Annotated in this window: 28 protein-coding genes and 1 tRNA gene; 23 read left to right on the top strand and 6 right to left on the bottom strand. The window is 42.3% G+C overall.

The features are described 5' to 3' along the window. The first annotated feature begins 6 nt into the window (after window positions 1-6). The 14 genes from PLF31_01795 (at window position 7) to PLF31_01730 (ending at window position 14,540) form a co-directional block, all read left to right on the top strand. Complete coding sequence (locus PLF31_01795) at window positions 7-1,689, top strand: CTP synthase (protein ID HRH26184.1); 1,683 nt, start codon at window positions 7-9, stop codon at window positions 1,687-1,689. Window positions 1,690-2,148: 459 nt separating this feature from the next. Then, window positions 2,149-4,083, top strand: a complete 1,935-nt coding sequence (locus PLF31_01790) for a peptidoglycan-binding domain-containing protein (protein ID HRH26183.1) — start codon at window positions 2,149-2,151, stop codon at window positions 4,081-4,083. A gap of 92 nt (window positions 4,084-4,175) precedes the next feature. After that, window positions 4,176-4,246, top strand: a tRNA-Gln gene (locus PLF31_01785). Between the two features lie 69 nt (window positions 4,247-4,315). After that, the gene (gene rsgA / locus PLF31_01780; GenBank protein ID HRH26182.1) at window positions 4,316-5,434 is read left to right on the top strand and encodes a ribosome small subunit-dependent GTPase A; all 1,119 of its coding nucleotides are present in this window, start codon (window positions 4,316-4,318) and stop codon (window positions 5,432-5,434) included. A gap of 120 nt (window positions 5,435-5,554) precedes the next feature. Further along, entirely contained in the window at window positions 5,555-6,031 is a 477-nt protein-coding gene (locus PLF31_01775) for a hypothetical protein (protein ID HRH26181.1), read from the top strand. Between the two features lie 234 nt (window positions 6,032-6,265). Next, entirely contained in the window at window positions 6,266-7,060 is a 795-nt protein-coding gene (locus tag PLF31_01770) for a PEP-CTERM sorting domain-containing protein (GenBank protein ID HRH26180.1), read from the top strand. Between the two features lie 96 nt (window positions 7,061-7,156). Next, on the top strand, window positions 7,157-7,396 hold the full coding sequence (locus PLF31_01765; GenBank protein ID HRH26179.1) for a DUF1653 domain-containing protein: 240 nt from the start codon (window positions 7,157-7,159) through the stop codon (window positions 7,394-7,396). 82 nt (window positions 7,397-7,478) lie between these two features. After that, window positions 7,479-8,063, top strand: a complete 585-nt coding sequence (locus tag PLF31_01760) for a hypothetical protein (GenBank protein HRH26178.1) — start codon at window positions 7,479-7,481, stop codon at window positions 8,061-8,063. Window positions 8,064-8,140: 77 nt separating this feature from the next. Further along, complete coding sequence (locus tag PLF31_01755) at window positions 8,141-9,610, top strand: ABC-F family ATP-binding cassette domain-containing protein (protein HRH26177.1); 1,470 nt, start codon at window positions 8,141-8,143, stop codon at window positions 9,608-9,610. A gap of 16 nt (window positions 9,611-9,626) precedes the next feature. Then, window positions 9,627-11,021: a hypothetical protein gene (locus tag PLF31_01750; protein ID HRH26176.1), complete on the top strand. Its 1,395-nt coding sequence runs from the start codon at window positions 9,627-9,629 to the stop codon at window positions 11,019-11,021. 205 nt (window positions 11,022-11,226) lie between these two features. Next, window positions 11,227-12,534 carry a DEAD/DEAH box helicase gene (locus PLF31_01745; protein ID HRH26175.1) on the top strand — a complete coding sequence of 436 codons (1,308 nt, stop codon included), beginning with the start codon at window positions 11,227-11,229 and terminating at the stop codon, window positions 12,532-12,534. A gap of 80 nt (window positions 12,535-12,614) precedes the next feature. Then, a complete protein-coding gene (locus tag PLF31_01740; GenBank protein ID HRH26174.1) occupies window positions 12,615-12,767 on the top strand; it encodes a lmo0937 family membrane protein in 153 nt (50 codons plus the stop codon). Window positions 12,768-12,858: 91 nt separating this feature from the next. After that, complete coding sequence (locus PLF31_01735) at window positions 12,859-13,995, top strand: replication-associated recombination protein A (GenBank protein ID HRH26173.1); 1,137 nt, start codon at window positions 12,859-12,861, stop codon at window positions 13,993-13,995. Between the two features lie 56 nt (window positions 13,996-14,051). Next, window positions 14,052-14,540 carry a DUF892 family protein gene (locus tag PLF31_01730; protein HRH26172.1) on the top strand — a complete coding sequence of 163 codons (489 nt, stop codon included), beginning with the start codon at window positions 14,052-14,054 and terminating at the stop codon, window positions 14,538-14,540. Window positions 14,541-14,612: 72 nt separating this feature from the next. On the opposite strand, the gene PLF31_01725 is transcribed toward PLF31_01730, so the two are convergent. Next, window positions 14,613-15,119 carry a metal-dependent hydrolase gene (locus PLF31_01725; GenBank protein HRH26171.1) on the bottom strand — a complete coding sequence of 169 codons (507 nt, stop codon included), beginning with the start codon at window positions 15,117-15,119 and terminating at the stop codon, window positions 14,613-14,615. Between the two features lie 29 nt (window positions 15,120-15,148). On the opposite strand from PLF31_01725, the gene PLF31_01720 reads away from it, so the two are divergent. The 8 genes from PLF31_01720 (at window position 15,149) to PLF31_01685 (ending at window position 19,909) form a co-directional block, all read left to right on the top strand. Further along, window positions 15,149-15,910 carry a slipin family protein gene (locus PLF31_01720; GenBank protein ID HRH26170.1) on the top strand — a complete coding sequence of 254 codons (762 nt, stop codon included), beginning with the start codon at window positions 15,149-15,151 and terminating at the stop codon, window positions 15,908-15,910. A 120-nt stretch (window positions 15,911-16,030) separates the two neighbouring features. Next, complete coding sequence (locus tag PLF31_01715; protein HRH26169.1) at window positions 16,031-16,315, top strand: RNA-binding protein; 285 nt, start codon at window positions 16,031-16,033, stop codon at window positions 16,313-16,315. 122 nt (window positions 16,316-16,437) lie between these two features. Then, complete coding sequence (locus tag PLF31_01710; protein ID HRH26168.1) at window positions 16,438-16,650, top strand: hypothetical protein; 213 nt, start codon at window positions 16,438-16,440, stop codon at window positions 16,648-16,650. A 21-nt stretch (window positions 16,651-16,671) separates the two neighbouring features. Further along, entirely contained in the window at window positions 16,672-17,019 is a 348-nt protein-coding gene (locus PLF31_01705; GenBank protein HRH26167.1) for a phage holin family protein, read from the top strand. A gap of 28 nt (window positions 17,020-17,047) precedes the next feature. Beyond that, window positions 17,048-17,446, top strand: a complete 399-nt coding sequence (locus PLF31_01700) for a hypothetical protein (protein HRH26166.1) — start codon at window positions 17,048-17,050, stop codon at window positions 17,444-17,446. Window positions 17,447-17,543: 97 nt separating this feature from the next. Then, window positions 17,544-18,443, top strand: coding sequence for a CapA family protein (locus tag PLF31_01695; GenBank protein HRH26165.1), 900 nt, complete (start codon window positions 17,544-17,546; stop codon window positions 18,441-18,443). A 44-nt stretch (window positions 18,444-18,487) separates the two neighbouring features. Beyond that, entirely contained in the window at window positions 18,488-18,622 is a 135-nt protein-coding gene (locus PLF31_01690; GenBank protein HRH26164.1) for a hypothetical protein, read from the top strand. A gap of 66 nt (window positions 18,623-18,688) precedes the next feature. Then, window positions 18,689-19,909, top strand: a complete 1,221-nt coding sequence (locus PLF31_01685) for an MFS transporter (protein ID HRH26163.1) — start codon at window positions 18,689-18,691, stop codon at window positions 19,907-19,909. Between the two features lie 34 nt (window positions 19,910-19,943). Here PLF31_01685 and PLF31_01680 read toward each other — a convergent pair whose 3' ends face one another. The 5 genes from PLF31_01680 to PLF31_01660 all read right to left on the bottom strand — a co-directional run bounded on the left by PLF31_01680 (window position 19,944) and on the right by PLF31_01660 (window position 24,861). Then, complete coding sequence (locus PLF31_01680) at window positions 19,944-20,444, bottom strand: hypothetical protein (GenBank protein ID HRH26162.1); 501 nt, start codon at window positions 20,442-20,444, stop codon at window positions 19,944-19,946. Window positions 20,445-20,528: 84 nt separating this feature from the next. Next, window positions 20,529-22,139 carry an FAD-binding oxidoreductase gene (locus tag PLF31_01675; protein ID HRH26161.1) on the bottom strand — a complete coding sequence of 537 codons (1,611 nt, stop codon included), beginning with the start codon at window positions 22,137-22,139 and terminating at the stop codon, window positions 20,529-20,531. A 22-nt stretch (window positions 22,140-22,161) separates the two neighbouring features. Further along, window positions 22,162-22,602 carry a peroxiredoxin gene (locus PLF31_01670; GenBank protein ID HRH26160.1) on the bottom strand — a complete coding sequence of 147 codons (441 nt, stop codon included), beginning with the start codon at window positions 22,600-22,602 and terminating at the stop codon, window positions 22,162-22,164. A gap of 85 nt (window positions 22,603-22,687) precedes the next feature. After that, window positions 22,688-23,926: a HAMP domain-containing sensor histidine kinase gene (locus PLF31_01665; GenBank protein HRH26159.1), complete on the bottom strand. Its 1,239-nt coding sequence runs from the start codon at window positions 23,924-23,926 to the stop codon at window positions 22,688-22,690. A gap of 263 nt (window positions 23,927-24,189) precedes the next feature. Continuing rightward, entirely contained in the window at window positions 24,190-24,861 is a 672-nt protein-coding gene (locus tag PLF31_01660) for a response regulator transcription factor (protein ID HRH26158.1), read from the bottom strand. Between the two features lie 163 nt (window positions 24,862-25,024). Between PLF31_01660 and rpsL the strand changes: the two genes are divergently transcribed. Beyond that, a complete protein-coding gene (gene rpsL / locus PLF31_01655; GenBank protein HRH26157.1) occupies window positions 25,025-25,438 on the top strand; it encodes a 30S ribosomal protein S12 in 414 nt (137 codons plus the stop codon). The last annotated feature ends 11 nt before the right edge of the window (window positions 25,439-25,449 follow it).

Genomic DNA, 25,449 nt, shown 5'->3' with positions numbered 1-25,449 from the left:
GAGAACATGAAAAAAACGCCCCGCAAGATTTCGCACGATCATCGATACGTATTTGTTTTTGGTGGAGTAATGTCAGGTGTAGGAAAGGGAATTGCAACAGCATCCCTTGGGTTATTGTTCCAAGCTCGTGGATACAAGGTTCGACCAATCAAAATTGATCCATACCTGAATGTTGACGCGGGAACTATGAATCCCACAGAGCACGGGGAAGTGTTTGTCCTTGATTCTGGCCTTGAGACTGACCAAGACATGGGAAATTACGAGCGATTCCTCAATCGTGATTTATCTTCCGAAGACTATATGACCAGTGGAATGGTGTATAAGCATGTCATTGATAAAGAGCGTAATTTGGGGTTCAACGGAAAGACTGTAGAAGCAATTCCACACATCCGTGATGAGATCATGAGTCGTATCGAGTATCATCCTGAAAACAGAGCTTCAAATGGATTTGATATCACACTCGTTGAAGTTGGAGGCACGGTAGGTGACTATCAGAACTCATTATTTATTGAAGCGGCACGTGTTATGCGTTTGAAATATCCACGCAATGTTCAGTTTGTACTCGTGAGCTACTTACCAGTACCAGGATCAATTGGTGAGATGAAGACTCGTCCAACACAGCATGCAGTACGACAACTTAACTCATACGGAATTCAGCCTGACGTAGTCATTGCTCGTGCCGCTATTCCACTTGATGATCGTCGCAAGGAAAAGATCGCAGTCTCGTCAAACGTACCTGTTGAAGCAGTGATCTCAGCGCCAGACATTAAAAGTATCTATGATGTACCGGCTAACTTTGAAAAAGACGGACTTGCGGAGTTGTTGATTGATAATTTGGGACTAAAGCGAAAGCCAAAAGAAAGAACTACAGGACTTCAACCATGGAAGACATTTGTACGTAACCTTTCGCACCCAAAGAAGGATTTAAACATTGGAGTGATTGGTAAATATTTTGATACAGGAGATTTTGTACTTTCAGACTCATACGTATCAGTCATTGAAGCGGTGAGGTTCTCTGCTGCAGCACTTGGGGTTCGCGCAAACTTGATTTGGATAAACAGTAAACGGTTTGAAACAGGGGAGATGAAGCCAGAAGAACTTTCACGGTTCGACGGAATCGTTGTTCCAGGTGGATTTGGAAAAAGCGGTATCGAAGGAAAGATTATTGCTATTAAATATGCACGAGAGAATAAAATTCCATACCTCGGACTTTGTTACGGCATGCAGCTAATGGTCATTGAGTATGCAAGGCACGTTGCGGGTATGAAGGATGCCAATACTACAGAGATTGATCCAAAATCACCATTTCCAGTTATCGATATTTTGCCTGAGCAGAAGATTAACCTCGAACAAAAGCGATATGGTGGTTCAATGCGACTTGGAGCGTTTGAAGCAAAGATCATTGAAGGTACTCAGGCACACCATGCATATAAAAAGGATACTGTACTCGAGCGCCACAGGCACAGATATGAGGTGAACCCAGAGTTTATTGCCCAAATTGAGGCTGCAGGACTAGTGTTTTCAGGAAAATCACCTAATGGAGTGCTTATGGAAGTTGCTGAGTTACCTAAAAAGGTGCATCCTTTCTTTGTTGGATCACAGTTCCACCCAGAATTTAAAGCACGACCACTCTCACCACACCCTCTCTTTAGTGCATTTCTCAAAGCAGCACTTGAAGGGAAAAAATAGGGCAAAATATAGCCATTTTATATAAAGTAGGTAGGTTGAAATGTAAAGATGCTTGACAAAAACTGTAGTTGTGCTACACTATACACAGATTGACTGAAGGCAAGCGATGTTCGCAAGCCTTGAACGGGTAGTGTTTCATGAAAGGAGACTTATGTCTCGCAACATCCGTGACGGTCCCTGTCGTTCCAACAATTCTCAAAATTCGATTAACAACGCGATCGGCGCCGCCCGCGCGTCCTGATCTGCCATCGCCGGCACCAAGCACAGCTGGAAGGAGCTCGCATGTACAATATGCACCGGAACCTTCACTACGGTTAGCTTCGGCTAACTAAAGTCACGCCCTCTTCGAAAGAAGGGGGTGATTTTTTGTTTGGGGTTATACACATAGGTATAAAAACCCCTTGCAGAGCATGATTTAATTACTACATCGGTTTGTAGTATTAGTAATTTAATTAATTAATGAAAAAAATCTTTGCTTGGGCGCTTGCGCTGCTTGCGCTTCCGCTTATTTCTTTTGCTCAAGTGCCAAGTACTTGTAGCTTTACAACACCTCTTGCACTTGGAAGCAGAGGAGAAGAAGTTGTGCGAATGCAGAATGTTTTAATTGCAAAAGGACTTCTTGCGTCTGATAGTAACACTGGATATTACGGTCTAATGACCATGGCGGCAATCAAGCAACTCCAGCTATCAAATAACCTTGAGGGGGTGGGTGCGGTTGGTCCACTTACACGACAGTTGATCATTAAGCTTTGTGAAGCTCCAACAGTTATACCTACAACTCCTACAACACCAACGACTCCAACAACGCCAGTTACAACAACTCCTAAGGCGCCAAAGACAACAAAAACTACAACCACACAACCTCCATACACAACAGTTGTAGCACCTGATGCTGACATACAAACAAAAGTTGCAGCCTTTGATTATTCTGAAGATGCAACACGTAGAACAATCAATAAAAAAATTGCATCACACGGAGATGATTTTGTACCACTAAACCCTCGAGGCACAGACGATACTGCACTTTTTGAGGTAGCAGAAGCACTGGAATATGCTGATGAATATAATGTTGGTATTACAGAAGACGGTGCACCACTTGCTGCACAAGCATGTACAAACGAAGCGCTTCGAGCAGACTTTAATAATGACCAGAAGGTAGATCTCACAGATCTCTTGTTGCTCGGACAAGGATATAACCAACCATTCCCAAGTGAGTATGGAGGTGGTGATTTAGGTGGTGACGACATAATGGGATTTGATGAATTACTTGCAATTGCTCAAGATTACGGAAAATCAATTTGTCAGCTATCTGTTCCTGGAACATTTAAGTTGTATGACACCTTGGGTGGGTTCATTGGTAAGCCAGTTCCAGCACTACCTGTAATGGAAGCTGCAACGGTTGGATGGTATGGATTCTTCTTTGCAGGAAATTATCCAAACTACGATACTCGAAGAGGAGATAAGACCGCGACACAAAACTACGCTCGAACTATTACTACAAAGAAACTAGTTATCGACATTGAACTTAACAGTTGGCACCACGATACAAATGTTCCTGGTGTAACTACACAAAAGGTACAAGAAACGGTTGATAAGTTTATTGAAATTATTGATTGGATTAAGGAGGTACGTCCTGACCTTGAAGTTGGTGTCTACTCAATTCTTCCTGTAAGTGACTACTGGAGAACTCATGACTACGAGCTTGGACTTGATGCAATGAACCGGTTGAATGCAGGTGAGACTTATACTGATTTCCTTGCGTGGGCACGAAGTGGAGTTGCAAAACCATCAAACCCAAACAACTGGGGAGAGCAGTGGGTAATTGACCCTAATGCTCGTTGGACAAAGGAGTATATTAAGTGGCAAGCAAACAATGACTTGATGCGCCCACTTGCTGCAAAGGTGGATTTCATTGCTCCGCAACTATATACACCGGCACCAGGACAAGATGGATTAGAAGGATGGAAGCGAATGGCAAAGCACAATATTGCTGAAGCAAAGCGATATGGAAAACCAGTGTATACATTTATTTGGCCTCGATACTTCTATAGACCAAACGCATTTATTCCAAAGAGTTATTTTCGACAGCAGCTTGATTTGATCAAACAGGAAGGTGCAAATGGTGTAATGATCTGGGATGATGGAGCAGGAACAGTTACCTGGTCAAGTCCTGCGTGGACTGAAGCAGTTCGAGAGTTTGCACGAGACAATAACATTGGAGACACTAACTCAGCATCAGCATATGCAGCAGCAGAGAGGGCAGAGGTTCTTCCAATGCTACGAGTGTACGCTGCAATAGTTGCAATCTTGATCTTCTACATCCTTACTCGCGCTCTATATTGGCAAACACGATGTAAGTGTAAGAAGGAGACTCCCTCACAGCCGATTATCTAGCAAGAAATACTAGCTATAAAAAACCCGCAAAGTGCGGGTTTTTTGTTATACTATTTGCTCACAACAGTGCTTCTTGTTACTGTTACAGATATTGGGGGATCGTCTAACGGTAGGACAGAGGCCTTTGAAGCCTTTAATCGGGGTTCGATTCCCTGTCCCCCAGCAAATTTAGGTAATTGAGGTTGATGATTTAAGTCTTAGGCTCGGTGTCAGAATGAGTATAATGAAATCTATGAAAGAGCATTTTGCAGGAATGCATACCTTAACCAGTCTAGGGTACAACTCATTTTTTGAAACAAGGATACAAGAGATCAACTCTGAAGGTACTTTTCCCGCACGAGTAATTTCTGAAAACAAGGGTGTGTACAATGTAAAAAATATACACGGAGAGTTTTTGGCGAAAGTTACAGGGAAACGCATGTTCGAAGCCCAAGGTAGGGAAGACTACCCAGCAGTTGGTGATTGGGTTTTGATCACTGAGTTAGACAGTGAACAGGCAATTATCGAACATATTGTACCTAGGCAAACGATAATAAAAAGAAGGTTTGGTGACAAAAACAAATCTGGAGAAAATAACGACATTCAGATCATTGCAACAAATATCGATGTTGCGTTTGTTATTGAATCTGTTGATCGAGATTACAGTCTTAATCGTTTCGAGAGATATTTTGCAATTCTTGAAGATGGCGGTGTACAAGGAGCGATTATTTTAAACAAAATAGACCTTCTGTCAGATGAAGAGAGGGAGAACAAGTTTAAAGAGCTTAAGGACAGATTTCCTCACATAGATATTATTATGACGAGCACGGTTAATGATAATGGTCTTCAGGAATTAAAGAGTTACATAAAGGACGGTAGAACATATTGCTTTTTGGGATCGTCAGGTGTTGGTAAGTCATCGCTAATTAATAAGTTGATTGGTGAAGATGTGATTAGAACCAGTGACGTTAGTGCTTCATCAAAAAGAGGTAAACACACGACAACAAGAAGACAGATGTATTTTTTAAATAGTGGTGGAATTGTAGTAGATAACCCAGGAATTCGTGAGGTTGGCCTTATTGATACAGTTGAGGGTGTTGATGCGTTCTTTGAAGAGATCGCTCTTTTGGGGAAGGAATGTAAGTACGTAGATTGCACGCATACACATGAACCAGGCTGTGCGGTTACGCACGCAATTGAATCTGGAAAGATTGACAGGGAGAAATATGAAAATTACATTACCCTAAAAAAAGAAGCAGCGTATGGTGGTATGAGTGATAGTCAAAAAAGACAGAAAAATAAAGACTTTGGAAAGTTTATTAAAAAGGCAAAAGAAGAATTAAAGGATTTTGGGTACGACAACTATCAGTAGGCTGTATTACTACCGTTAGTAGTACGTAAATTATGAATAAACTTATCGCTGGTATTCAGAAATAAGTTGCTGTAATTCCTATTCGGTTTACTTCATCAATATAATTGTTATAAATCATATATGAATACATTCGTAGCAAAAAAGATTGGAGAAGTGTTGGCATTTGCGCGAGTAGGTAAAGACACATCAAAAAAAGGAGAGAAAGGATTTGTAGAAGTACTTGGAGAAGAATGCCATAAGGACACAATTAAACAGTTTGGAGAGTTAGAGAAAAGGATTGTTGCGATTTCTGAAGAGCACGGTGTAACATCTGTTGTTGAAGAAAAGGCCAAGAAGACGACGGAAAAAGTAACGGCAATGCGAGATGTGTATGTTGGAGATAAGTGGGATGATGCAGGTGAGTTACTCGAGTGGAGTGGATTTTATGTAGGAGCAGCAATTGTTCATTGGAAATTAGTACACGGAGCTGCAAAAGCACTTACATTTGAAGATCTAGAGCGACTTTCAAAACAATCAATTGATTTTTATACATCCATGCTTGATTCAGTTGGGAAGATGTTAGAGAAGATCGGGGGTGAAGGTGCGAAATCGAAGTAATGCAAGTTGCAGTCGGTATATATTACGCAACATATTATTTGCTTACTTTCAATATTTAATGTATAATCCCCCTCTACGTTCTTTACAAGGGGCTCTCAAATTTGAAAGGAGAGATTGCACCAGAAACGCTTACTGAGCCTTTGTGTGGCAATGTTTGTCGCATACTCTAGTAAGCAAGTGAATTTGTTTCCCAACACTCACAACTTAGTTCTAAGTTGTGGCGGAGAAATTTCCATGCGTAAGATTTTCAAATCTGCCGTTCTCGTTGCTGCTCTTCTCGTTTCTTCGAATGTCAACGCTGCTCCAGCTGGCTGGGACGCGTTTGTCATTCGTAACGCCAATTCAGGCGGCACTCCACCCACAATTGTCGAAAACTATGGCGGTGATCCAAACGCTGTCCAGGTGATCGAGAATCTTGTCGGTCAGAAGGCTGCCTTGGGTACTAATTTGATCAGTGGTTCGACCATTGGTCAGATTGATACGTTGAGCATTGTACGAAACGACGATTACTCCCGCTTTACAGCGGGCAGCGGTCCGAATGTCGCGCCGTACATGAACTTCTGGGTGAAAGATCTACTCGGCAACTACGCCGTGCTCGCCAACGAGCCGTCGAATCCCGAGTGGGCAGGTCCGCAAAAGTGGAATACCACTGGAGCGAACTTGGCTTCGAAGACCGTTAAGGTTTTCGAAAAACACCCATTGTTCGTAATGCCTCCTGGCATTACACTCGGCGCAGGCGGCCTCACGAATGGTACGTTTGCCGATTTCGCAGGATATACGATCGAAGCACCAAGTGCTGTATACCTGGCTGCAGGTAATGGTACGGGCTCGGGTGCTCCTGATGAGCTCGGCACGAACCTGGCGTATGGGTTCAATTGGGTCCTTGGTGACACCGGCGGGAATTACCTGTCAGACACCAATGGTTTCATTCTTTCGAATCCAGTCGCTTCGGTTGTTCCGGAGCCAGCTACGCTATCCTTGATCGGTAGCGCAAGTTTGCTCCTGACTCGCCGTCGTCGCGCGGCCTGATCCTCGACATCGCTGAAAAGTATTAACCCTTTACTTCCGCGTCTTCCCAGAGACGCGGATTTTTTTTACCCTAAAATCCAGCTGTATAATCAGCGTATGGAAATACAACGGGGAGGGATCTATCAACATTTTAAAGACTTTACTGCAAAGAATGACAAAAAGTATGAAGTCATTGGCATTGCTAATCATTCAGAACACGAAGGCGAGCAATTAGTCATATACCGTGCCTTTTATGGAGAAAAGAAGTTGTGGGTACGACCAGTAGAAATGTTTCTGCAAGAAGTTGATAGGCCAGAATTAGGGTACAAGGGCCCAAGATTTGTGTTGGCTTCATGATATTTGACGAAGCTTGCTGGTTGCGGTACATATAGTGGGGTTGTACGAGATACACAAACACTTTTTTGAAAGGAAGGGTTAGATGAAGAATATCTATTGGACTTCGGTAGAAGAGGAGGCAGTAGAGAGTGCAAAGAGCATGAATGAACTTGCCGACATCGCACTCGGAGTTCTGGAAAGTATGGCGGCGCAGAAAAAGCCGATTGTTGAAATATGTGGCGCCATGTCGACTGGTGGTTTTGAAAACGACATAAAGCAGAACATGGCTTTGTTTGAGGCCATGATCGATGCGGCAACCGAGAAAGGTCACATCGTCTTTAATCAACTGGTTTTTCAAAGGGCAATGGATAGGTTTCGGCCGGATCCTTCGGTAAAACACTATGCCTGGGAAATTCTGGATGTGTTTTATGGAAAGGTTTTTGCCTCTGGCTACATTGGTCAACTTTTTTTCTCACCAAACTGGTTTACTTCAGTGGGTGCCTCGTGGGAACTTTTGGAATCGTTTAAGTTGCGTATGAATCGAGGGGATTATCCAATCAACTGGCTTCCCGATCCGTGGCAGCAAAAACTTTTTCCTTTTCAAGCAAATCGATTTCATTCGGTCATTCTGCCAACTGAAGCAGAATTGCGCGAGTACTGCAATTCAAAGCTTAAAGAAGCTGCATGATTTTCGGCCGTGTACAGGTATCCTGTACACGGCCTTTAGTTTTATGTTTTTATATTTTGATGGTAAGGTAGCTATTCATGGCAAAAGACGAGGGAGTATTACGGTTCGAAGAGGTGTCGTACGAGTACGGTATAAACAAGCCCATCTTAGATGAGGTTAGTTTTTCGTTGCGTCGAGGATCGAAGACTACAATCATGGGACAAAACGGTGCCGGAAAGAGTACAACCTTCCAACTAATGGCTGGAATACTTAAGCCTGACAAAGGCGCAATCCATCGTGCGCAACGTGCAACCATTGCAACATCGAGACAAGTCATTCCTCGCGATGAGCTCGATTTAACGGTCCGAGACTTCTTTGCAAAAGCACTTGAATCAAATGGTCGTGGCAAGGTGTATGACATTGATCCTCGAATAGACGAGGTCTTGGAAGTGGTTAACCTCCACGCTCCACACGATCGAATTGTACGAACGTTTTCAGGAGGACAGCAGGCGAGAATGCTTTTGGCTTCTGCGCTCATCCAAGATCCAGACATTTTGCTTCTCGATGAGCCGACAAACAACCTCGACAAGGCTGGAGTAGAACACTTAACTGCATTCCTTCGAGCATATACAAAGACAGTAGTAGTTATTTCCCACGATGCAGAATTCCTAAACTCGTTTACTGACGGAATTTTATATCTCGATATCTACACAAGAAAAGTGGAGCAGTACGTTGGTAATTATCACGACCTTCAGGAAGAAATCTTGGCTCGAATTGAGAAAGAGAATCGTAAGAACGCACAACTGGCAAAGCAGATCCAGGAAAACAAAGACAAAGCTAACTTCTTCGCAAACAAGGGAGGTCAGATGCGTCTCGTTGCACGTCGTATGAGAGACAAAGCTGAAGAACTTGAGGAAGAGATGGTGGATGTGCGAAAGGAAGACAAGACAATACGACAATTCAGGATTCCATTTCAAGGAGACACGATTGGTGAAATTTTGACCATCTCTTCATTTACAACAATGAACCCAAAAACTCACCAGCCAGTGGTTCGAAAGGCAAGTATTGCCTTGAAACGTAACAAACACCTCCTTCTTTCAGGACCAAACGGTATTGGAAAAACTACCCTCCTCGAGTCAATTGCAAATGGAACAGCAGAAGGTGCAAAGATCCAACCTGGAATCCGAGTAGGATACTACCGCCAGGACTTTTCTACGCTTAATTTCGAAGACACGGTGTACCAATCTCTCATGAGTATTATGGAAAAGCAGATCGAACAAGACATGCGCGCAACAGCTGCTGCGTTTCTCATCACTGGTGAAATGGTCCACACAAAAATTGGTAGTCTCTCAGAAGGGCAGAAGGGACTGGTTGCGTTTGCACGTTTGGTTCTTCAAAAACCAGGACTTCTCATTCTAGATGAGCCTACAAACCACATTAACTTCAGACATTTACCTGTCATTGCAAAAGCGCTCTCAGACTACGAAGGTGCAATGGTACTTGTCAGTCACGTACCAGAATTCGTTGCTCAAATCAGAATCGACGAGACGCTTGACCTCACGAAGTAGCTGATAGAATGCAGGGATGGAACCAACACTCCCTGAAGAAGTGGTAATCGTACAAAAAGGTGCAAGGTATGTAGTAATACTTTCTATCGTACCCCTACTTATAATTGCCGCAGGAGTAATTTCGGTGTGGGTCCGTCTTTCTCCAGAAAAAACACCATTTATACAAAAGCCCACTGAGACCAAGTCTCAATTTGTAGAGCCAACTGATTCAACCCCAGAATTTTTTGAAGGAAATTTTACATACAGCCTCCAGCCAGTGCTGGGGTGGGAGAGAATTGATGTTTCCACTGTGCAGTTACCACAAGCTGTAACTAAAGCGTACTTTGGTTTTAGAAGAAGTGATGGAGTGTGCTCGATAATCTACGCTGGGGTAGATATGGATATGTTTCAATCAGAGTATCAACAGGTTTCTTTTGGAAATCGAATTGTTACAACTGAACATCAGTTTGATCCATCGTGGTATGCGCCAAAAAATTCTCTGCCGGCTGGATTTGCTTTTAGCGGAGAAATACGAAGGGTTCTTCCTGGTGAAATACTTCCCGCATACTATCCGCTTGAAGTTTTAACTCAATCAAATAACTTACATCACTTTGTGTTATTTAATGAAAGCGGTAACTCTATCGGAGATTCAATGTGCGCAGATACTTTTTATGAATTTATCCAGTCAGTTGTCACAAGTTACACTCAAGCAACGCTTACACCCGAATCAGATGGCTTAGTGTATTTTGGTATCAAGCCACGGTTAAGTGGAAATAGAGAAATGCATATTATGTTTACAGAATCCGGACAGGTATTTCCAAAAGAAATTATGCCGACCGCACTCGGGTTTGATCCTTCTCCAGCAGTATATCGAGGGAAGTTATATGTAGCTGACAAGTACACGCTCTCAGAAGTGGATCTTTTGAAGAAAACAACCACCTCAATACCAAACCTAAATATCAAAGAGGGTGAAGTTATTAATGACTTTTATTTCCACGACGGATCCTTGTTTGCACTCGTCGGAAAGAGTTGCACTGAGTACAGATCTAATTGTTCAAATAGATTGATTGAAAAGAAGTTAGATTCCACAACCCCAGTCATTACACTCGCCACTGATCTATCAGCAAGAGATATTGTTGGATACGACACAGAGGCAAGAAAGTTATATATGGTCTATGTAGATGGGGACGCAGGAGTGGTATGGGGAGAAGAATATGCATATAGCGTTAACGCTGGGGTTATTGAAAAGGGAAGGAATCTAAACGCAGACCCTGGTTTTCCAGAAGAACAAGGGATAGCAGCTGGTGCATTAAATCGTTTTCCACAGCAGCATAAAAAAGGAAGTGTTTTCGAAGTTAAGGATGGAGTACTTGTTGGTGTTAAATATGTAGAAGCTAGCTTTGCATTCCCTGTACGCCTCGTCGTAGATTGACAAGACACTGTTTATAGTCTATACTAATAGTAAGCAAATCTCATTAGTTTTTGTTTCTGGCCCTTTGAAGACCATTTATGGCTCAACAGGCGCATATATCAGCCGGAAATATGAGGGCACTACGCTCCATTAGAAAACTCCGAGGCTCGCTGATATAAGCATGCTTTCGGTCTCATAACCGTAAGCTAACAAACAATAGAAATATATGATTAGAAATTCATACGGACCTCGGTCCGGCGGTTCGTCATTCACTGGCGGATCCCGTTCCCATGGCCCAGCCCGGCCAAGCTCTACACGTCCAAGTGGTAGTCGCTTTGGTGGCACACCTCGACCAGGAGGATTTAGTAGGCCAGCAGGCAGTCGTTTCGGTGGCCGACGCCCTCAAAAGCGTGGTGGTAACTTCCGTGACCAACACATCGATGTCTCACGATTTATTAACAAAGCAATCATCACTGAAGAGGTAGATGTGTTCAAGCCAGAACACCAGTTCGCGGACTTTAGAATCGACGAACACCTCAAGTCAAACATCATTGGAAAAGGATACGTCCTTCCAACACCGATTCAAGACCGTGCAATTCCGCATGTATTGAATGGTGAAGATGTTGTTGGTATTGCAAACACAGGAACAGGAAAGACAGCAGCTTTCCTCATTCCTCTTATCGACAAGGTACTTAAGGATCCAAAACAAATGGTTCTTATCATGGTCCCTACTCGTGAACTTGCTATCCAAATTGATGACGAGCTTCGCGCCTTCACACCAAAAATGAGTCTATACTCAGTATGTTGTGTTGGAGGAGCTCCAATTGGAAAGCAGATTGCGCTTCTTCGCCGAGTCCACAATTTCGTCATTGGAACACCAGGACGACTTAAGGATCTTGTTGAACGTCGCATGATTGAACTTCCTGAATTTAATACAGTAGTCCTCGACGAGGCTGACCGTATGCTTGATATGGGATTCATTGCAGACATGAAATGGATGATGTCTCGTATGCCAGCGGAGCGTCACACACTCTTCTTCTCAGCGACTATGTCACGAGATATTGAAGTGTTGATTAAGGATTTCCTCAAGAATCCAGTAAGTATTTCAGTTAAAACAGGGGATACTGCTAAGTCAGTTGACCAGGACGTTATCCGCGTACCAAGTGGAAAAACAAAGATTGATGTACTAGGTGATCTTCTTAAAAAGCCTGAGTTTAGCCGAGTACTTGTATTCGGACGAACAAAACACGGTGTTGAGAAGCTCGGAAATATTCTTCTTGAACGAGGAATCAAGGCGGAATCTATCCACGGAGACAAAAACCATGGACGACGCCAGCGAGCACTTACTATGTTTAAGGAAGGACGTGTACAAGTCCTTGTTGCAACCGACGTTGCAGCACGAGGAATTGATGTAAGTAACGTTTCACACGTTATCAACTTCGATATCCCAGCTACATACGAAGACTATGTTCACCGAATTGGCCGAACTGGCCGTGGAGGAAAGAAAGGACAGGCACTTACATTCATTGAGTAAACCATAAGAGTAGTTGAATACTCTCAATATTGGAGTACGATTAATCAGGGGAGCCGCATTTAATAGGTAACCTGAACATTATGCTTACAACAATTGCAGTCGTATTGATCATTCTTTGGTTACTTGGAGTAGTGGGAACATATTCAATCGGATGGTTCATCCATGTGCTACTCGTAGCTGCAGTTATTCTTTTCCTTGTTCGAATCATTCAGGGAAAGAATCCTGTTCAATAAACAATCTTTATAGATACAAAAAAGACCCAACGATGGGTCTTTTTTGTATTGTGAACTAGCGTTCACGTTCCATATATACTATGATTACCCAATGGAACCTCTGGCATCAAAAATTCGTCCTCGTACCATTGAGGAGTTTGTTGGCCAAGAACATGTTATTGGTGGAGGTAAGCTACTTCGCATTGCTATTGAAAAGAAACACCTGTTCTCATTTATCCTCTGGGGTCCACCTGGGGTTGGAAAGACAACACTTGCTCGGATGTATGCGAGAAGTTTAAATGCCGAACTACATGAGCTTTCTGCGGTATCTGCAGGGAAGGATGACATTCGAAAAATAGTAGATGCTCCGAAAGGTCTCTATGACCAGCCGAAAGTATTATTTTTAGATGAGATTCATCGATTCAACAAAAGCCAACAAGATTTTTTGCTTCCACATGTTGAGTCAGGTGCACTTACGCTCATTGGTGCAACAACTGAGAACCCAAGTTTTGAAGTAATTCCGGCGTTACTGTCTCGTTGCAGAATATTTATTCTCAATGAACTCAAACCAGATGAAATGAAACAGATCATTAAACGATCTGGAATTGATATTGATGATGCGGCAATTGATTGGTTAGTACGTTTTGCAGATGGAGATGCACGACAGGCACTTTCATCACTTGAGGCAGCCACAAGTTTATATACAACCGTTACTGTTGAAACATTAAAAGAAGCACTGCAATCAAAAACGTTACGGTACGACAAGAAAGGGGAGGGACACTACAATACAATTTCTGCATTCATAAAAAGTCTCCGTGCGAGCCAACCAGACGCCGCGCTATATTATCTCGCTCGCATGATTAAATCTGGCGAAGACCCAAAATTCATCGCACGACGCATGGTGATCTTTGCAAGTGAAGATATCGGCCTTGCCCAACCAACAGCACTTGTGGTGGCAAATGCAGTCTTCAGGGCAGTAGAGACAGTGGGTATGCCTGAAGCAGCAATCAGTTTAGGGCACGGTGCAGCATATTTGGCTGAATGCAAGAAAGATAGGCGTGCATACGATGGAATTATGGCTGCACTTGAAGATGCAGAGAAGTTTGGCAATCTTCCAATTCCTCTTAAGGTTAGAAATGCTCCTACAAAACTTATGAAAGATATTGGTTATGGAAAAGAATATGAGATGTATGACACTGATAGTTATCTTCCTGAAGAACTAAAAGGAAAGAAATACTTGCAATCATAGAAATATAAGTCCATGATTGGAAAAGAGGCGATTATTAACATAAACCCAATATTTGTATGGCCAAAATTACAGATTTTTCAAAAGCATTTGAAGCAAAGATACAAGCGCTCTACGATATTGAACACCAAGTCGTAAAAGCACTTCCAAAAATGGTTAAAGGAGCGACTAACCCAATGTTAAAGAAGTCGTTTGAATTACACCTAGGAGAAACAAAAGATCACATTGTTCGTCTCGAGAAGATATTTAAGATATTAGGTGCAAAACCAAAGAAACTCGCGTGTGAAGGAATTCGAGGAATTATCGCAGATGGGGAATGGGTGATGAAAGAAGTAGATGCTCCAGAAGTTGTGCAAGACGCAATGCTTGCAGGCGCTGTACGATATGTTGAACACTATGAAATGGCAGGATATATGGCAGCAATTGATGAAGCAAAATCACTCGGTCTCCCAGATGTACTTACACTTCTCATGCAGACACATGACGAAGAGAAGGCGGCCGACAAAGAACTTGCGTCAACTGCAAAGATGCTTATGAGACAAGGGTAAATAGATACACAAAACTTGTCAGATAAAAACAAAACCAGTAGCAGTTGCTACTGGTTTTGTTTTTTAAGTCAATTATTTTTTGATAATACGAACCTTTGAAACCTTTTTCAATAACCAGTTATCGTCACCATGTATTTGTGCGTGTCGATCAACGTTCTCAGGAGTGTCAGAGTAGATACCTGTTGTTGATTCAAGCGCGGTATTAGTTTTCTTTCCGAAGAAGTAATGCTCTCTTCGAAGTGGATATGCCCATTGCACACCGTAACCAATCCAACCTGTGTCGTGAATAAAGTGGGCGAGGGATACGACTATAAATAGAATGCCATATGTAGGATCAAGAGAAAAGAGGGTCACGATGATTGCTCCGATTGGTATATATACCAATGGATAGTGAAGTATTCGTCTGTGGCAATGACTCATGCGATCAATCTCGTTATATGAGTGGTAGATAAGGAAATCAATATCAGGAAGAAGGGAGAAGAGGAGGGCGGCACCAACGTACGGGTAATAAAATTCACCAGTTGTAATGAAGCCAGTGAGGGTGCCGATGATGAATCCTAGTAGAAGATCAATAAACATAGAAAAATAGAAAAGCGTATAATCCACCCATGGAACCAATTTTTATAGGTTTAGGGATAGTGTTATTCATCATTCTTATCAGTATCCGTCAAATTAATCAATACGAACGGGGTCTACGGTTTACGCTTGGAAAATTTACCGCAACGCTTGAACCTGGTTGGAGATTGGTAATCCCAGTTTTTCAGTCATACCAAAAAGTGGATATGCGACTCAAGGCAACTGATGTTCCTGACCAAAACGCCATTACACGTGACAACGTATCTGTCAGTGTTAATGCTGTCATCTACTACCGTGTATCAAGTGCAGAACGTGCCATCCTTGAAGTGCAAGATTTCGTGTACGCAATATCACAGTACGCACAGACAACTATGCGAAACATTGTCGGAGAGGTGACACTCGATGAACTTCTTGCAAACCGAGACAAAATAGCAGAACGTATTAAAGAAATTGTGGATAAAGAGACTGACGCGTGGGGACTTAAAGTGCAAAACGTGGAGTTGAAGGATATTTCACTTCCACAGGATATGGAGCGGACAATTGCCAAGCAAGCAGAGGCAGAACGAGAGAAAAGGGCAGTAATTATCACGTCAGAAGGAGAGTTGGCGGCTGCAAAAAACATGGCGGACGCTGCACGAATGCTTTCTGAAGTTCCCGGAGCCCTCCATCTTCGAACACTTCAAGCTATCAATGACATTTCCTCTGACCAGTCAAATACCGTTGTCTTTACGCTTCCTTTGGAGATTGTAAAAGCATTTGAAGGATACAACCGAAAAGAGGGTGGACAAGGGTAGGTTGCATTGACAGAATCCTCAACTAGCGTATAGTAAAGGTACGTAAGGAATCTATTCGTGCGCGGTCATTGTATAGCCTCCTCGATGTTTCTTACGGTTATACAAGTAAAGTAAAAATAAATGGTAAAGAAATTGTATGTCGGTGGTCTTCCATATTCCACTACAGAAGATCAGCTCAATGAGGCATTCTCAAAGGCTGGATCAGTCGTATCAGCAGCGATCATCATGGACAAAATGACAGGACGATCAAAGGGATTCGGCTTCGTAGAAATGGCAGATGATGCTGCAGCACAAGCAGCGATCGACATGTACGACAGTAAGGATTTCGATGGACGACGTCTCACAGTAAATGAGGCACGCCCAAAGGAAGACCGACCTCGTCGTGAATTCCGGGACTTCCGGTAACATCGAGTCAAAAGGCCGCTTCGCAAGAAGCGGTTTTTTGTTGCTCTTTTTATTTCCATATAACAGTAGTAAGGTATAGAGAGGTATATCAATACCTACCGTTATTAGATAAATGTATATATATGGAATCAAACTCAAATAGCACACTCAATACGGTACTTATAATCTTGCTTGTACTCGTAGCGCTTATCCTAGGAGGCTGGGGATACCGGGCATACTTTGCAGGAGAAGCAGTTCAACAAGAAAACAATGATCCTGGATTAAACATCGATGTAGACATTCCAACAAATGGTGACAATGGAGGAAATACAGGAAGTGAAGGAAATACTCAATAACTATTAACGTAAACAGATATGTTGTCATCGATACTTCACTGGACCGTTTCTGCTTTATTCATTGTGCTTTTGGCGTACTTAATTCCAGGTGTTGATTCAACACTTACCGGAGCATTCCTTGCAGCACTAGTGATTGGACTTATAAATGTGTTTATTAGGCCAGTCATTTCTGTGCTCACACTACCAGTAAACATCATCACACTTGGTATTTTTTCCCTCATCGTCAACGCACTCTTGATTATGATTGCAGCAGAAATTGTTCCGGGGTTCTCAGTCAGTGGGTTTTGGGCAGCGTTCTTCTTTGCAATCATTCTTGCGGTCATTACTTCAATCTTTGGAGTGGGGAAGAATGGTCCCCTGAAGCAATAGATTGTCAGTTGTAATAGTGTAGAAAAATATGGAAACAAACAACAAAAATAAGATATGGACCGCTGTGGTCATTGTTTCCTTACTAATTTTTGCTGGTGGTGTATACGCATACTACAGCTCAGTAATTAGTGAAAAAGAAACAGGTGGTGTCGCGGCGCGTAACAGTAGCGGCATACAGGAAACACGACAATTTGCTGCTGCGCAGTATATTCGTGCAAACATTGCAACACTCTCGCCTGAGCCAGCGGTCATGGGTGGAACACTACAAGTTACCAACGTTGATTTCACAAGCGACCATGAAGGTGTGGCAACATATGAAGACGGACACAATTTATTTGTTGGACGTTTCACATATGAGGTTATTGACGATGGAGCGGTGACTATCAATTCATTTGATGTCGACTCTAATTTCGATGCCAAAGGCTAAATTTGTACTATCGATCCTGATTTCGGGTATAGCGGTATTCACAGCAGTACTGGTATATCCGCAAAAAATCGACGAATCATCGTCGATTTTTTCGCGTATGCACTATGATCAAGAATTAGCAGAAAGAAAAAAGAGTAAAGATATACGCTCGACAACAACTATCGCTTTTTTTGGAGACATGATGCTCGATCGGTATTTGCGACTTCGTATTGAAGAGTCTGATGCGTCATACCCGTTTGTCGGTCTCCGGGATATTTTAAATAAAGCGCAATACAGACCTGATCATGTTGTTGTTAACGGGGAAGGACCGTTTAGCGGAGATCGGTCTGTAACACGAGGGCTCGCTGGCAGCCCGCTTCAGTTCACCTTTGATCCGGCGTGGCTTAAGGGAGTAAAAGACGCAGGCATCGGATATGTTGGTCAGGCAAATAACCACATGCTCGATTTTGGAATGGATGGATACGAAACATCAATGAAAAATATTACTGATGCTGGCCTTATCCCTTTTGGTGGACCAAACAACGACGGACCAGTTGCGCATATTCCAGTTGGAAATGCCACTGCAACACTGATTGCGTTTAATCAATTTTCACCAAACCTTTCACTTGAGGATTCTGTCGAGAGACTGATTATTGATATCCAAGCAGCAGAAGCACGTGGCGAGTTTGTGATTGTGTTTCCGCACTGGGGAGAAGAGTATGTTCGCTATCCAACAACATTCCAGCGCTCAGCAGCAGAGAGATTTATTCTTGCAGGTGCGGATATGATTATCGGCGCACACCCACACGTCGTACAAATTTCCGAAGTGATACACGGAGTGCCTGTATATTATTCACTCGGCAATTTTATTTTCGATCAGGCGTTCATGCAGGAGGTTCGAGAAGGGATGATGTTATCAATTACACTCGCATCAGACGAGAAGAAAAATATTTTTATTACTGAGATTGGAGAAATTTCTTTTGATATTCGTAAAGGACAAGCACTTCCGAGAAATTAAGTTATGCACAGTTTTTGAAAAAAAATATTGTGCACAATGTTTTAGTGCCGTACAATTTTTGTATAGGTCGAACTATAAACAATCACTCAATCATTTTTATGGCAAAGAAGAAGGCAGTTAAGAAGACAAAGAAGACAAAGAAAGTTGCAAAGAAGAAGACAGCAAAGAGAAGGAAATAGTTTTCAAAGAAACCGCGAGCACACGCTCGCGGTTTTTTTATTTTTTAATTCGTGTAGACTTGGCGTATGAAAAGAAAACGGGGGATAGTGCCAATTGTTTTCTTTACCGTCTTCATGGATATTTTGGGTTTTGGTTTGGTCATCCCAGTTATCCCACAATTGATCGCAAACCCACATGCTGCGCTGTATATCTTCTCCTCGAGTGCTTCGCTTAAGGTGGGTCTTACACTCTTGGGAATCCTGATTGCGGTGTACCCCTTGGGGCAATTCTTTGCCTCTCCTATACTGGGGCAGCTATCTGATCAGTACGGAAGGAAACGACTACTTGCTATCTGCATCTTCGGTGCGTCCCTTGCGTACATTGTGTTTACTGCAGGAGTCCTTGTCGAGAGTGTTACGCTCATGATACTTGCTCGTTTAGTAGGTGGATTGTTTGGTGGAAACATCACCATTGCACAGACAATACTTGCTGATACTACAGAGGCGAAAGAGCGCACAACTGCTTTCGGTGTAATTGGTGCAGCGTATGGGCTTGGGTTTATTCTCGGCCCATTTATCGGAGGAATATTATCTGACTCAAATATTTATAGTTCATTTGGACCAGCAGTTCCATTTATGCTCGCTGCATTGTTATCTTTTGTTAATTCACTGTTTGTTATCTTTATTCTTCCAGAAACTCTTAAAGAAAAATCTCGTACAGTGTTGCGATGGGGAAAAGCATTTTCACATATTGCTGAAGCGTTTAGAGATATACAGCTACGAAAATTATTTATTGCAAATCTATTATTTTTTTCTGGATTCACATTCTTTACATCGTTTATTAGTGCATTCCTTGGAAACAAACTAGGAATTGAAAACGCATCAACGATTGGAAGTTTCTTTGCTTTTGCAGGAATTTGTTTAGTGCTTGCACAAGTACTCATCATTAGATTTCTTAGTCGAAAGTATCACGAGCGAACTATTTTAAGAGTTGCACTACCAACTGCAGGAATATTATTAATCTTTTTTATAGTTCCAAAGTCACTGACTGGAATCTACGCACTCGTTCCACTCTTTGCAGTATTTATTGGTCTTGTACAAGCAAATATGAATTCATTGATTAGCAAAGTAGCACCAGGCGGGGAAGAGGGACGGATTATGGGAATCAATACCAGTGTCATTGCACTTGGCCAGATGTTTCCACCAGCTATTGCCGGGGTCTTGGCAGCAGGAACAATACTTAGTGCACCGATTATTTTAGGTGGAACACTCGTACTGTTGAGTTCGGTGTTTTTCTGGAGAAAATAAAACCCCGTGGATGTCCGGGGTTGTAACTAGTTTGTTATAGCAATCTGGTTGCTGGAGTAACGTGAGAAAAGAATCTAGTTCCAGGGAGAAACTCTTCTGAGTCATGTTCACAATCTTGTGAAGTGATTGTCCACCACCGATTACCTTTCACAACCTTTACCATGCGCATAGTGCCTGTACGGTTGTTCACAAAGAAGAGATTGCCCTTTGGATGCATTGATAGTGTTTCTCTGTGTTGAGTGACAAGGGTATGTATGAGGTGTAGTGAGGTGAGGATGTCTGAGTCTGCATAGTAACGGAGCAAGATTCCGGAAAGTGTAAGGGTGACATTTTGCGTACAGGCCCAAACTGGTACAACCGGTCTGTTTATTTTTGACCAGTCACCTTGTGCGTAATCAGCCAGAAAACTTTTTCCACACTTAAACTGTCCATTGAGATAACATTTGCCAAACACGAGCGTTTCAGGCAAGGAGATTATTCCAACACGGTTAACACTTATGTCAGTCATGTTGCACACAGTTAAGGTGCGATCCATCAGGGCTCCTTTTGTAAGAACGGTTGGTGTATTCCTAGCACACCTCACTCTATCAATCAAAAAAGCACCGTAGGTGCTTTTTTGTTACAAATGTTCGTTTGTATTCGTTTTCACAATATGCGCTTTGGCATATTCCATGGTGCCACCAACTTTTTTGCCTGGATTAAAGATGTTTTTTGGGTCGAAGATGTTCTTTGTCTTCACAAATAGGTCGTACATCTCAGGTCCGAACATGTCTTTCACAAATGGAGTGCGGATAATACCGTCGTTGTGTTCTCCTGCCATTGATCCTCCGTATTCAAATACGAGTGCAAATACGCGTCGTGCAAGTTCAATGATCTTGTCAGCTGCATCAGCTGCCTCCATGTCTACAAGTGGAATCAAATGGAAGTTTCCGTTACCAACGTGCCCTGCGAGTGTGTATGTCATCTTATAGTCAGCAAGAATAGCTTGGAGTCGTGGAAGGAAGGATGGAAGGTCTTCAGGACGGACAATGATGTCGTCGATAAATGGAGCAGTACGTTCTTTTTCACCACTGTGACTCTTCAAGAGTGCGAAGCTTGAGCGACGGATTTTCCAGTAATGTGACTGGTCTTCTTCGGATTCAATAATATGTGCCTCGATACCACGATCTTCAAGTGCTTCTTTTGCGTCAGCGGCAATTTGCTCGGCAAACGCACGGTTGTTGCTGCAGAACTCTGCAATCAAGGTGATGACTGTAGCTTTATCAGTTACAACTTTTGCAGCTGACTCAGGCATATAGGTCTCAGCAAGTGCGAATGTGTGTTCGTCGAATGATTCAAAACATTCAGGTTTGTATGCAAGAACGGTATTAATAACTGCAGGAAGGGGAGCGAGCGTACGAAGTTCCATGACAAGGAGTGTCTTGTACTTTTTTTGCTCAACTAACGAGAGGGTACTTTTGGTGAAGAGTCCAAGTGTTCCTTGTGATCCGCAAATTAATTGTGCAAGGTTGAACTTGTCTTTGTTCCACATGTTCCAGAGGAGGTATCCAGAAGAGTTCTTTGATACTCGTGGGCGCTTTGCGCGGATAAGATCATAATTTTGTGCAACGAGGTCAACTACTTTTCGATAAATTTCTCCTTCGAACGTATCAAGTCCCATTTTCTCTTCGAGTTCGTGTTGAGCGAGTGCTTTGAATGTGTATGTATTTCCATCAGCAAGTACTACATCGAGAGACTCAAGATATTTACTCGTGTCACCGTATGTAAGTGTTCGTTCACCTGATGAGTTGTTGGCAATCATTCCTCCAATGGTGCAGAGGTTTTTTGATGCAGTGTATGAAGGAAGAATGAGGTTGTGCTCGAGTGTCTTCGTTTCCATGTCTCGATAGAACGCACCAGGCTCAACTTCAATTGTCTTATCAGTTACTTCACCAAGGTGTGACATGTACCGTGTAACGTCCATAACGATAGACTCACTGAGTGATCCACCTGACATACATGTTCCAGCTGCACGGGCGGTAATTGAAAGCTCAGGCATTGATTCCTTGTGGTCGGAAACGTATGCAACCAGTTTCTGGATGTCTTCAGTGTTCTTTGGATAAACTACAAGTGCTGGCTTTACCTTGAAAATACTTGCATCAGTCTCATAGGCGAGAAGAGACTTCGATTCTGTAGTCACATCTCCCTCGAGTTTTTCTTTGAGGGCTTTTTCTACAGCTTCATAATCCATATAGGAATGTAATTATACCTCTTTACTTAGAGAATTTTTTGACGTCAGCGAGGATCTCGTCGGCGTGTAATGCGGGGTCAACCTTTGGGTATGCTTTTAAGACACATCCATCAGGACCAATTAAGTATGAAATTCGTTTTGTGCCGATTCCTTTTGCACCATACTCAGCGATTGTTGAGCGGTCACGATCAGAAAGGAGAGTGAAAGGAAGCTTGTATTTTTCCTGGAAAATTTTGTGGCTCTCTGGAGCGTCAGAGCTGATACCAACTACTTGTACGCCAGCTTTCTTGTAATCAGCCCATGCGTCACGAATAGAGCAGGCTTCTTTGGTACAACCAGGAGTGTCATCCTTTGGGTAGAAATAGATGAGGGTAATTGAACCGATGTAGTCCGAAAGGGATTTACAATCACCGTCTTGATCTACGAGTGAAAATGCAGGAGCCAGGTCGCCAACTTTTAACATGTATAGGGGTGGGGGTTATGGGTAAGCGCATGCAGTATACCATAAATTTTGCCAATTGACCCGTTTTTAGTTGGAGGGGCTCTTTTTATTTTCCCAAAGGAATTGAAGCAATAAACTCAGAACCTTTTCCACCTTGTGTGCGGACGGTAAGTTTTCCTTTGAAATCTTTTTCAATAATTTCTTTGGCTTGTGAAAGGCCAATACCAGTTCCTGAGCGTCCATGTTCTCTGTGCTCAGAAGTATTTTTTGTGGTGAAGAAGTGGGTGAAGATATTTGGAAGTTTGTCTGCTGGAATTCCAGTACCAGTATCTTTTACTGAAATAGTTAATGTTCCATCAACCACTGAAGATAGAATGGTGACTTCTTCTCCTTCTATAATTTTATTTTTTGTAATTTTTTCTTCCACTGCGTCACATGCATTTGAAAGAAGGTTCATGATCACTTGGTTAAACCTCGCAGGGGAGCCGATAAGAGAAAGCTCGGGACTATGGGCGTGTACGAATGATAGGGAGTAATTCTCTTTACGAGCACGGAATTGGAAGATTCCCATTAATTGGTCGATTTCTTTTGCTACCACAAACGGTTTTTCTTCTTTCTCAAGCTTTAATACGCTTTTTGTTTGCTCAATAAGTTTTCCTAATTGTATTGAGGCACCAAGGGCTGTTTTAATATGTGCGAGTTCTACTTGTCGAGCAGGGTCAACATTCGATGGTTTTCCAGGATCAGTCTCTCCATCCTTTGATGCTGAAAGTTGGTGGAGAGAGATAGAAAGGGCGGTGAGGGGATTAATGAGATCGTGAAAGAGACCAGCTGACAGCTTTCCAAATTCTACAAACCTATAGAGTACAAATAACTCCTCAGCCTGTTTCTTTCGTAGTTCTTCTGTTCGGGCTATTACGGTTTCTTCAAGTTTTGATTTTTCAGCTAGCAAATCGGTTTCAAATTGGTCTGCGTCTGTGAGGGCGTTTTGGATTTCACGTCGAGCAATAAACGCAAGTACAGCAAAGAAGGCAAGAAATACAAGAAATTCAATACCATCCAGGTGATCCAAATCAACTTTCCAAGACTGGTTCTGTGCGATATGTCCCTCAACTTGTAGATACCAGAGGAATGAGAAGGTTACGAACGTGAGGATTGTAGTTAGGATGGCGTCAGTACGGGAAAGGGTGAGGAAGGAGATAATGATCACCAGGGCAAAGGTTAGCATTGCCATTTCAAGGGTCATTCCCCACGAAACTGCTCCAAATGATGCACCAATGATTAACAGAAGATTGGTTCCTGTGACTGCGACAGAGTCATATTTTTTTATATAAAACCAAAACATAAGAGCGCACCAACCAGACATTAATAGCAATATGTAAATTGATATTCCTTCATATTTATCGCCTTTGAAAATTAAAGATAGTAATGCGCAAATAGTTAAAAAACATACTAAAACTAAAACGCCCAAGATTGTGAATTTTTGTAGTCGACTCCTAACGTTTAATTGCCTAGAGGATTCCATGTTTCCCAAGGTATACCATATACAGTACAAAAAGCAGAGGGTCTAACTCTATTTTGACCCTGTCCAACTTTATGTGGGGTAATCTACAAAGAATCAATCTTGTAACCTCGACCGGGAACATTATGTACAAGTTTCTTCCAATTTTTTGCTTCAATTTTCTTTCTTAGATTTAAAATGTGCGCTTCAATCGTATTTGAAAATGGATCGCTATCAATATTCCAGACATGTTCCATTATCATTCCTCGAGAAACAACCCTGCTCTTATTTCGTAGTAAAAATTCTAATAAGCTAAATTCTTTTTTAGTTAAATAAATATCTTTTTTACCACGTTTAATAGTTTGTCGGGTTGTGTCTACGATTAAATTATCTATAGTAAGTATCTCTTCATACATATCCTTAGGTCTTCTAAGAAGGGCGCGTATTCTTGATCGTAACTCTTGGTATGAGAATGGTTTTGTTATGTAATCATCAGCACCGCAATCAAGTAATTTTGATTTTAAGTCAGGCTCTCCTCTGGCAGATAGGGTTAAGATCGGCATCTTTTTACCCGCCTTACGTATTTCTTCGCATACAGTAACCCCAGGTTTTTTAGGTAAGCCGAGGTCGAGAATCACTAAGTCGTAGTCATTTGTTCTTGCTGTGTAGGATCCAGATTCGCCGTCAGTACACCCATCTACCGCATAAGATTCTGCCTCGAGAGATATCTTAAGTGATTCAAGAAGGGAGGCATCGTCTTCAATAATTAGTAGGCGCATTGTTATAGGAATTAATTACTTTGTATAAATTAAGCGTACCTTTATTATTTTATTCAGCAATAAAAAAACTATTTTGTCTTTATTTTTTATTTATTTGAGGCTGGTCGTTTGATGGCCCCCTTGATTTATCACCCATAATGTATTAAAGTACTCCGACCAATCTATGGCAACAGTAAATCAACTAATAAAGCGACCAAGAAAGAAGACAGGACGCAAGACAAGCGCCATTGCGCTTACTCGTGGTTTTAATACCCTAAATAACCGTCCTGTATTCTTCAATTCACCATTTAAGCGTGGTGTGTGCACAAAAGTTACAACTAAGACTCCTAAAAAGCCTAACTCAGCTATCCGAAAGATCGCCCGAGTACGCCTTTCTAACGGAATGGAAGTTACTGCATATATCCCAGGAGAAGGACATAACCTCCAGGAACACTCAGTAGTTATGCTACGAGGTGGACGTGTAAAGGATATCGGTGTTCGATACACTATCGTCCGTGGAGTACTTGATGCTCAGGGAGTTGAAAAGCGCCGAAAAGTACGCAGCATGTACGGTACTAAGAAGCCAAAGGCTAAATAATCTAATTTTTT

The organism is Candidatus Paceibacterota bacterium, assembly GCA_035438625.1.
GTDB lineage: Bacteria > Patescibacteriota > Minisyncoccia > Phycocordibacterales > DAORIS01 > DAORIS01.
The sequence above is the reverse complement of the archived record's forward strand: the minus strand, read 5'-3'. Positions and strand labels throughout refer to the sequence as shown.

What these genes read in the sequence shown, in the direction of transcription:
- PLF31_01700 (HRH26166.1), top strand. Translation starts at nt 17,048, where the DNA reads ATGGAAACAAACAACAAAAATAAGATATGGACCGCTGTGGTCATTGTT.
- rpsL (HRH26157.1), top strand. Translation starts at nt 25,025, where the DNA reads ATGGCAACAGTAAATCAACTAATAAAGCGACCAAGAAAGAAGACAGGA.
- PLF31_01795 (HRH26184.1), top strand. Translation starts at nt 7, where the DNA reads ATGAAAAAAACGCCCCGCAAGATTTCGCACGATCATCGATACGTATTT.
- PLF31_01775 (HRH26181.1), top strand. Translation starts at nt 5,555, where the DNA reads ATGAATACATTCGTAGCAAAAAAGATTGGAGAAGTGTTGGCATTTGCG.
- PLF31_01665 (HRH26159.1), bottom strand. Translation starts at nt 23,926, where the DNA reads ATGTTTTGGTTTTATATAAAAAAATATGACTCTGTCGCAGTCACAGGA.
- PLF31_01715 (HRH26169.1), top strand. Translation starts at nt 16,031, where the DNA reads ATGGTAAAGAAATTGTATGTCGGTGGTCTTCCATATTCCACTACAGAA.
- PLF31_01755 (HRH26177.1), top strand. Translation starts at nt 8,141, where the DNA reads ATGGCAAAAGACGAGGGAGTATTACGGTTCGAAGAGGTGTCGTACGAG.
- PLF31_01745 (HRH26175.1), top strand. Translation starts at nt 11,227, where the DNA reads ATGATTAGAAATTCATACGGACCTCGGTCCGGCGGTTCGTCATTCACT.
- PLF31_01790 (HRH26183.1), top strand. Translation starts at nt 2,149, where the DNA reads ATGAAAAAAATCTTTGCTTGGGCGCTTGCGCTGCTTGCGCTTCCGCTT.
- PLF31_01725 (HRH26171.1), bottom strand. Translation starts at nt 15,119, where the DNA reads ATGTTTATTGATCTTCTACTAGGATTCATCATCGGCACCCTCACTGGC.
- PLF31_01695 (HRH26165.1), top strand. Translation starts at nt 17,544, where the DNA reads ATGCACTATGATCAAGAATTAGCAGAAAGAAAAAAGAGTAAAGATATA.
- PLF31_01675 (HRH26161.1), bottom strand. Translation starts at nt 22,139, where the DNA reads ATGGATTATGAAGCTGTAGAAAAAGCCCTCAAAGAAAAACTCGAGGGA.
- PLF31_01740 (HRH26174.1), top strand. Translation starts at nt 12,615, where the DNA reads ATGCTTACAACAATTGCAGTCGTATTGATCATTCTTTGGTTACTTGGA.
- PLF31_01730 (HRH26172.1), top strand. Translation starts at nt 14,052, where the DNA reads ATGGCCAAAATTACAGATTTTTCAAAAGCATTTGAAGCAAAGATACAA.
- rsgA (HRH26182.1), top strand. Translation starts at nt 4,316, where the DNA reads ATGAAAGAGCATTTTGCAGGAATGCATACCTTAACCAGTCTAGGGTAC.
- PLF31_01750 (HRH26176.1), top strand. Translation starts at nt 9,627, where the DNA reads ATGGAACCAACACTCCCTGAAGAAGTGGTAATCGTACAAAAAGGTGCA.
- PLF31_01760 (HRH26178.1), top strand. Translation starts at nt 7,479, where the DNA reads ATGAAGAATATCTATTGGACTTCGGTAGAAGAGGAGGCAGTAGAGAGT.
- PLF31_01765 (HRH26179.1), top strand. Translation starts at nt 7,157, where the DNA reads ATGGAAATACAACGGGGAGGGATCTATCAACATTTTAAAGACTTTACT.
- PLF31_01660 (HRH26158.1), bottom strand. Translation starts at nt 24,861, where the DNA reads ATGCGCCTACTAATTATTGAAGACGATGCCTCCCTTCTTGAATCACTT.
- PLF31_01680 (HRH26162.1), bottom strand. Translation starts at nt 20,444, where the DNA reads ATGGATCGCACCTTAACTGTGTGCAACATGACTGACATAAGTGTTAAC.
- PLF31_01670 (HRH26160.1), bottom strand. Translation starts at nt 22,602, where the DNA reads ATGTTAAAAGTTGGCGACCTGGCTCCTGCATTTTCACTCGTAGATCAA.
- PLF31_01710 (HRH26168.1), top strand. Translation starts at nt 16,438, where the DNA reads ATGGAATCAAACTCAAATAGCACACTCAATACGGTACTTATAATCTTG.
- PLF31_01770 (HRH26180.1), top strand. Translation starts at nt 6,266, where the DNA reads ATGCGTAAGATTTTCAAATCTGCCGTTCTCGTTGCTGCTCTTCTCGTT.
- PLF31_01720 (HRH26170.1), top strand. Translation starts at nt 15,149, where the DNA reads ATGGAACCAATTTTTATAGGTTTAGGGATAGTGTTATTCATCATTCTT.
- PLF31_01685 (HRH26163.1), top strand. Translation starts at nt 18,689, where the DNA reads ATGAAAAGAAAACGGGGGATAGTGCCAATTGTTTTCTTTACCGTCTTC.
- PLF31_01735 (HRH26173.1), top strand. Translation starts at nt 12,859, where the DNA reads ATGGAACCTCTGGCATCAAAAATTCGTCCTCGTACCATTGAGGAGTTT.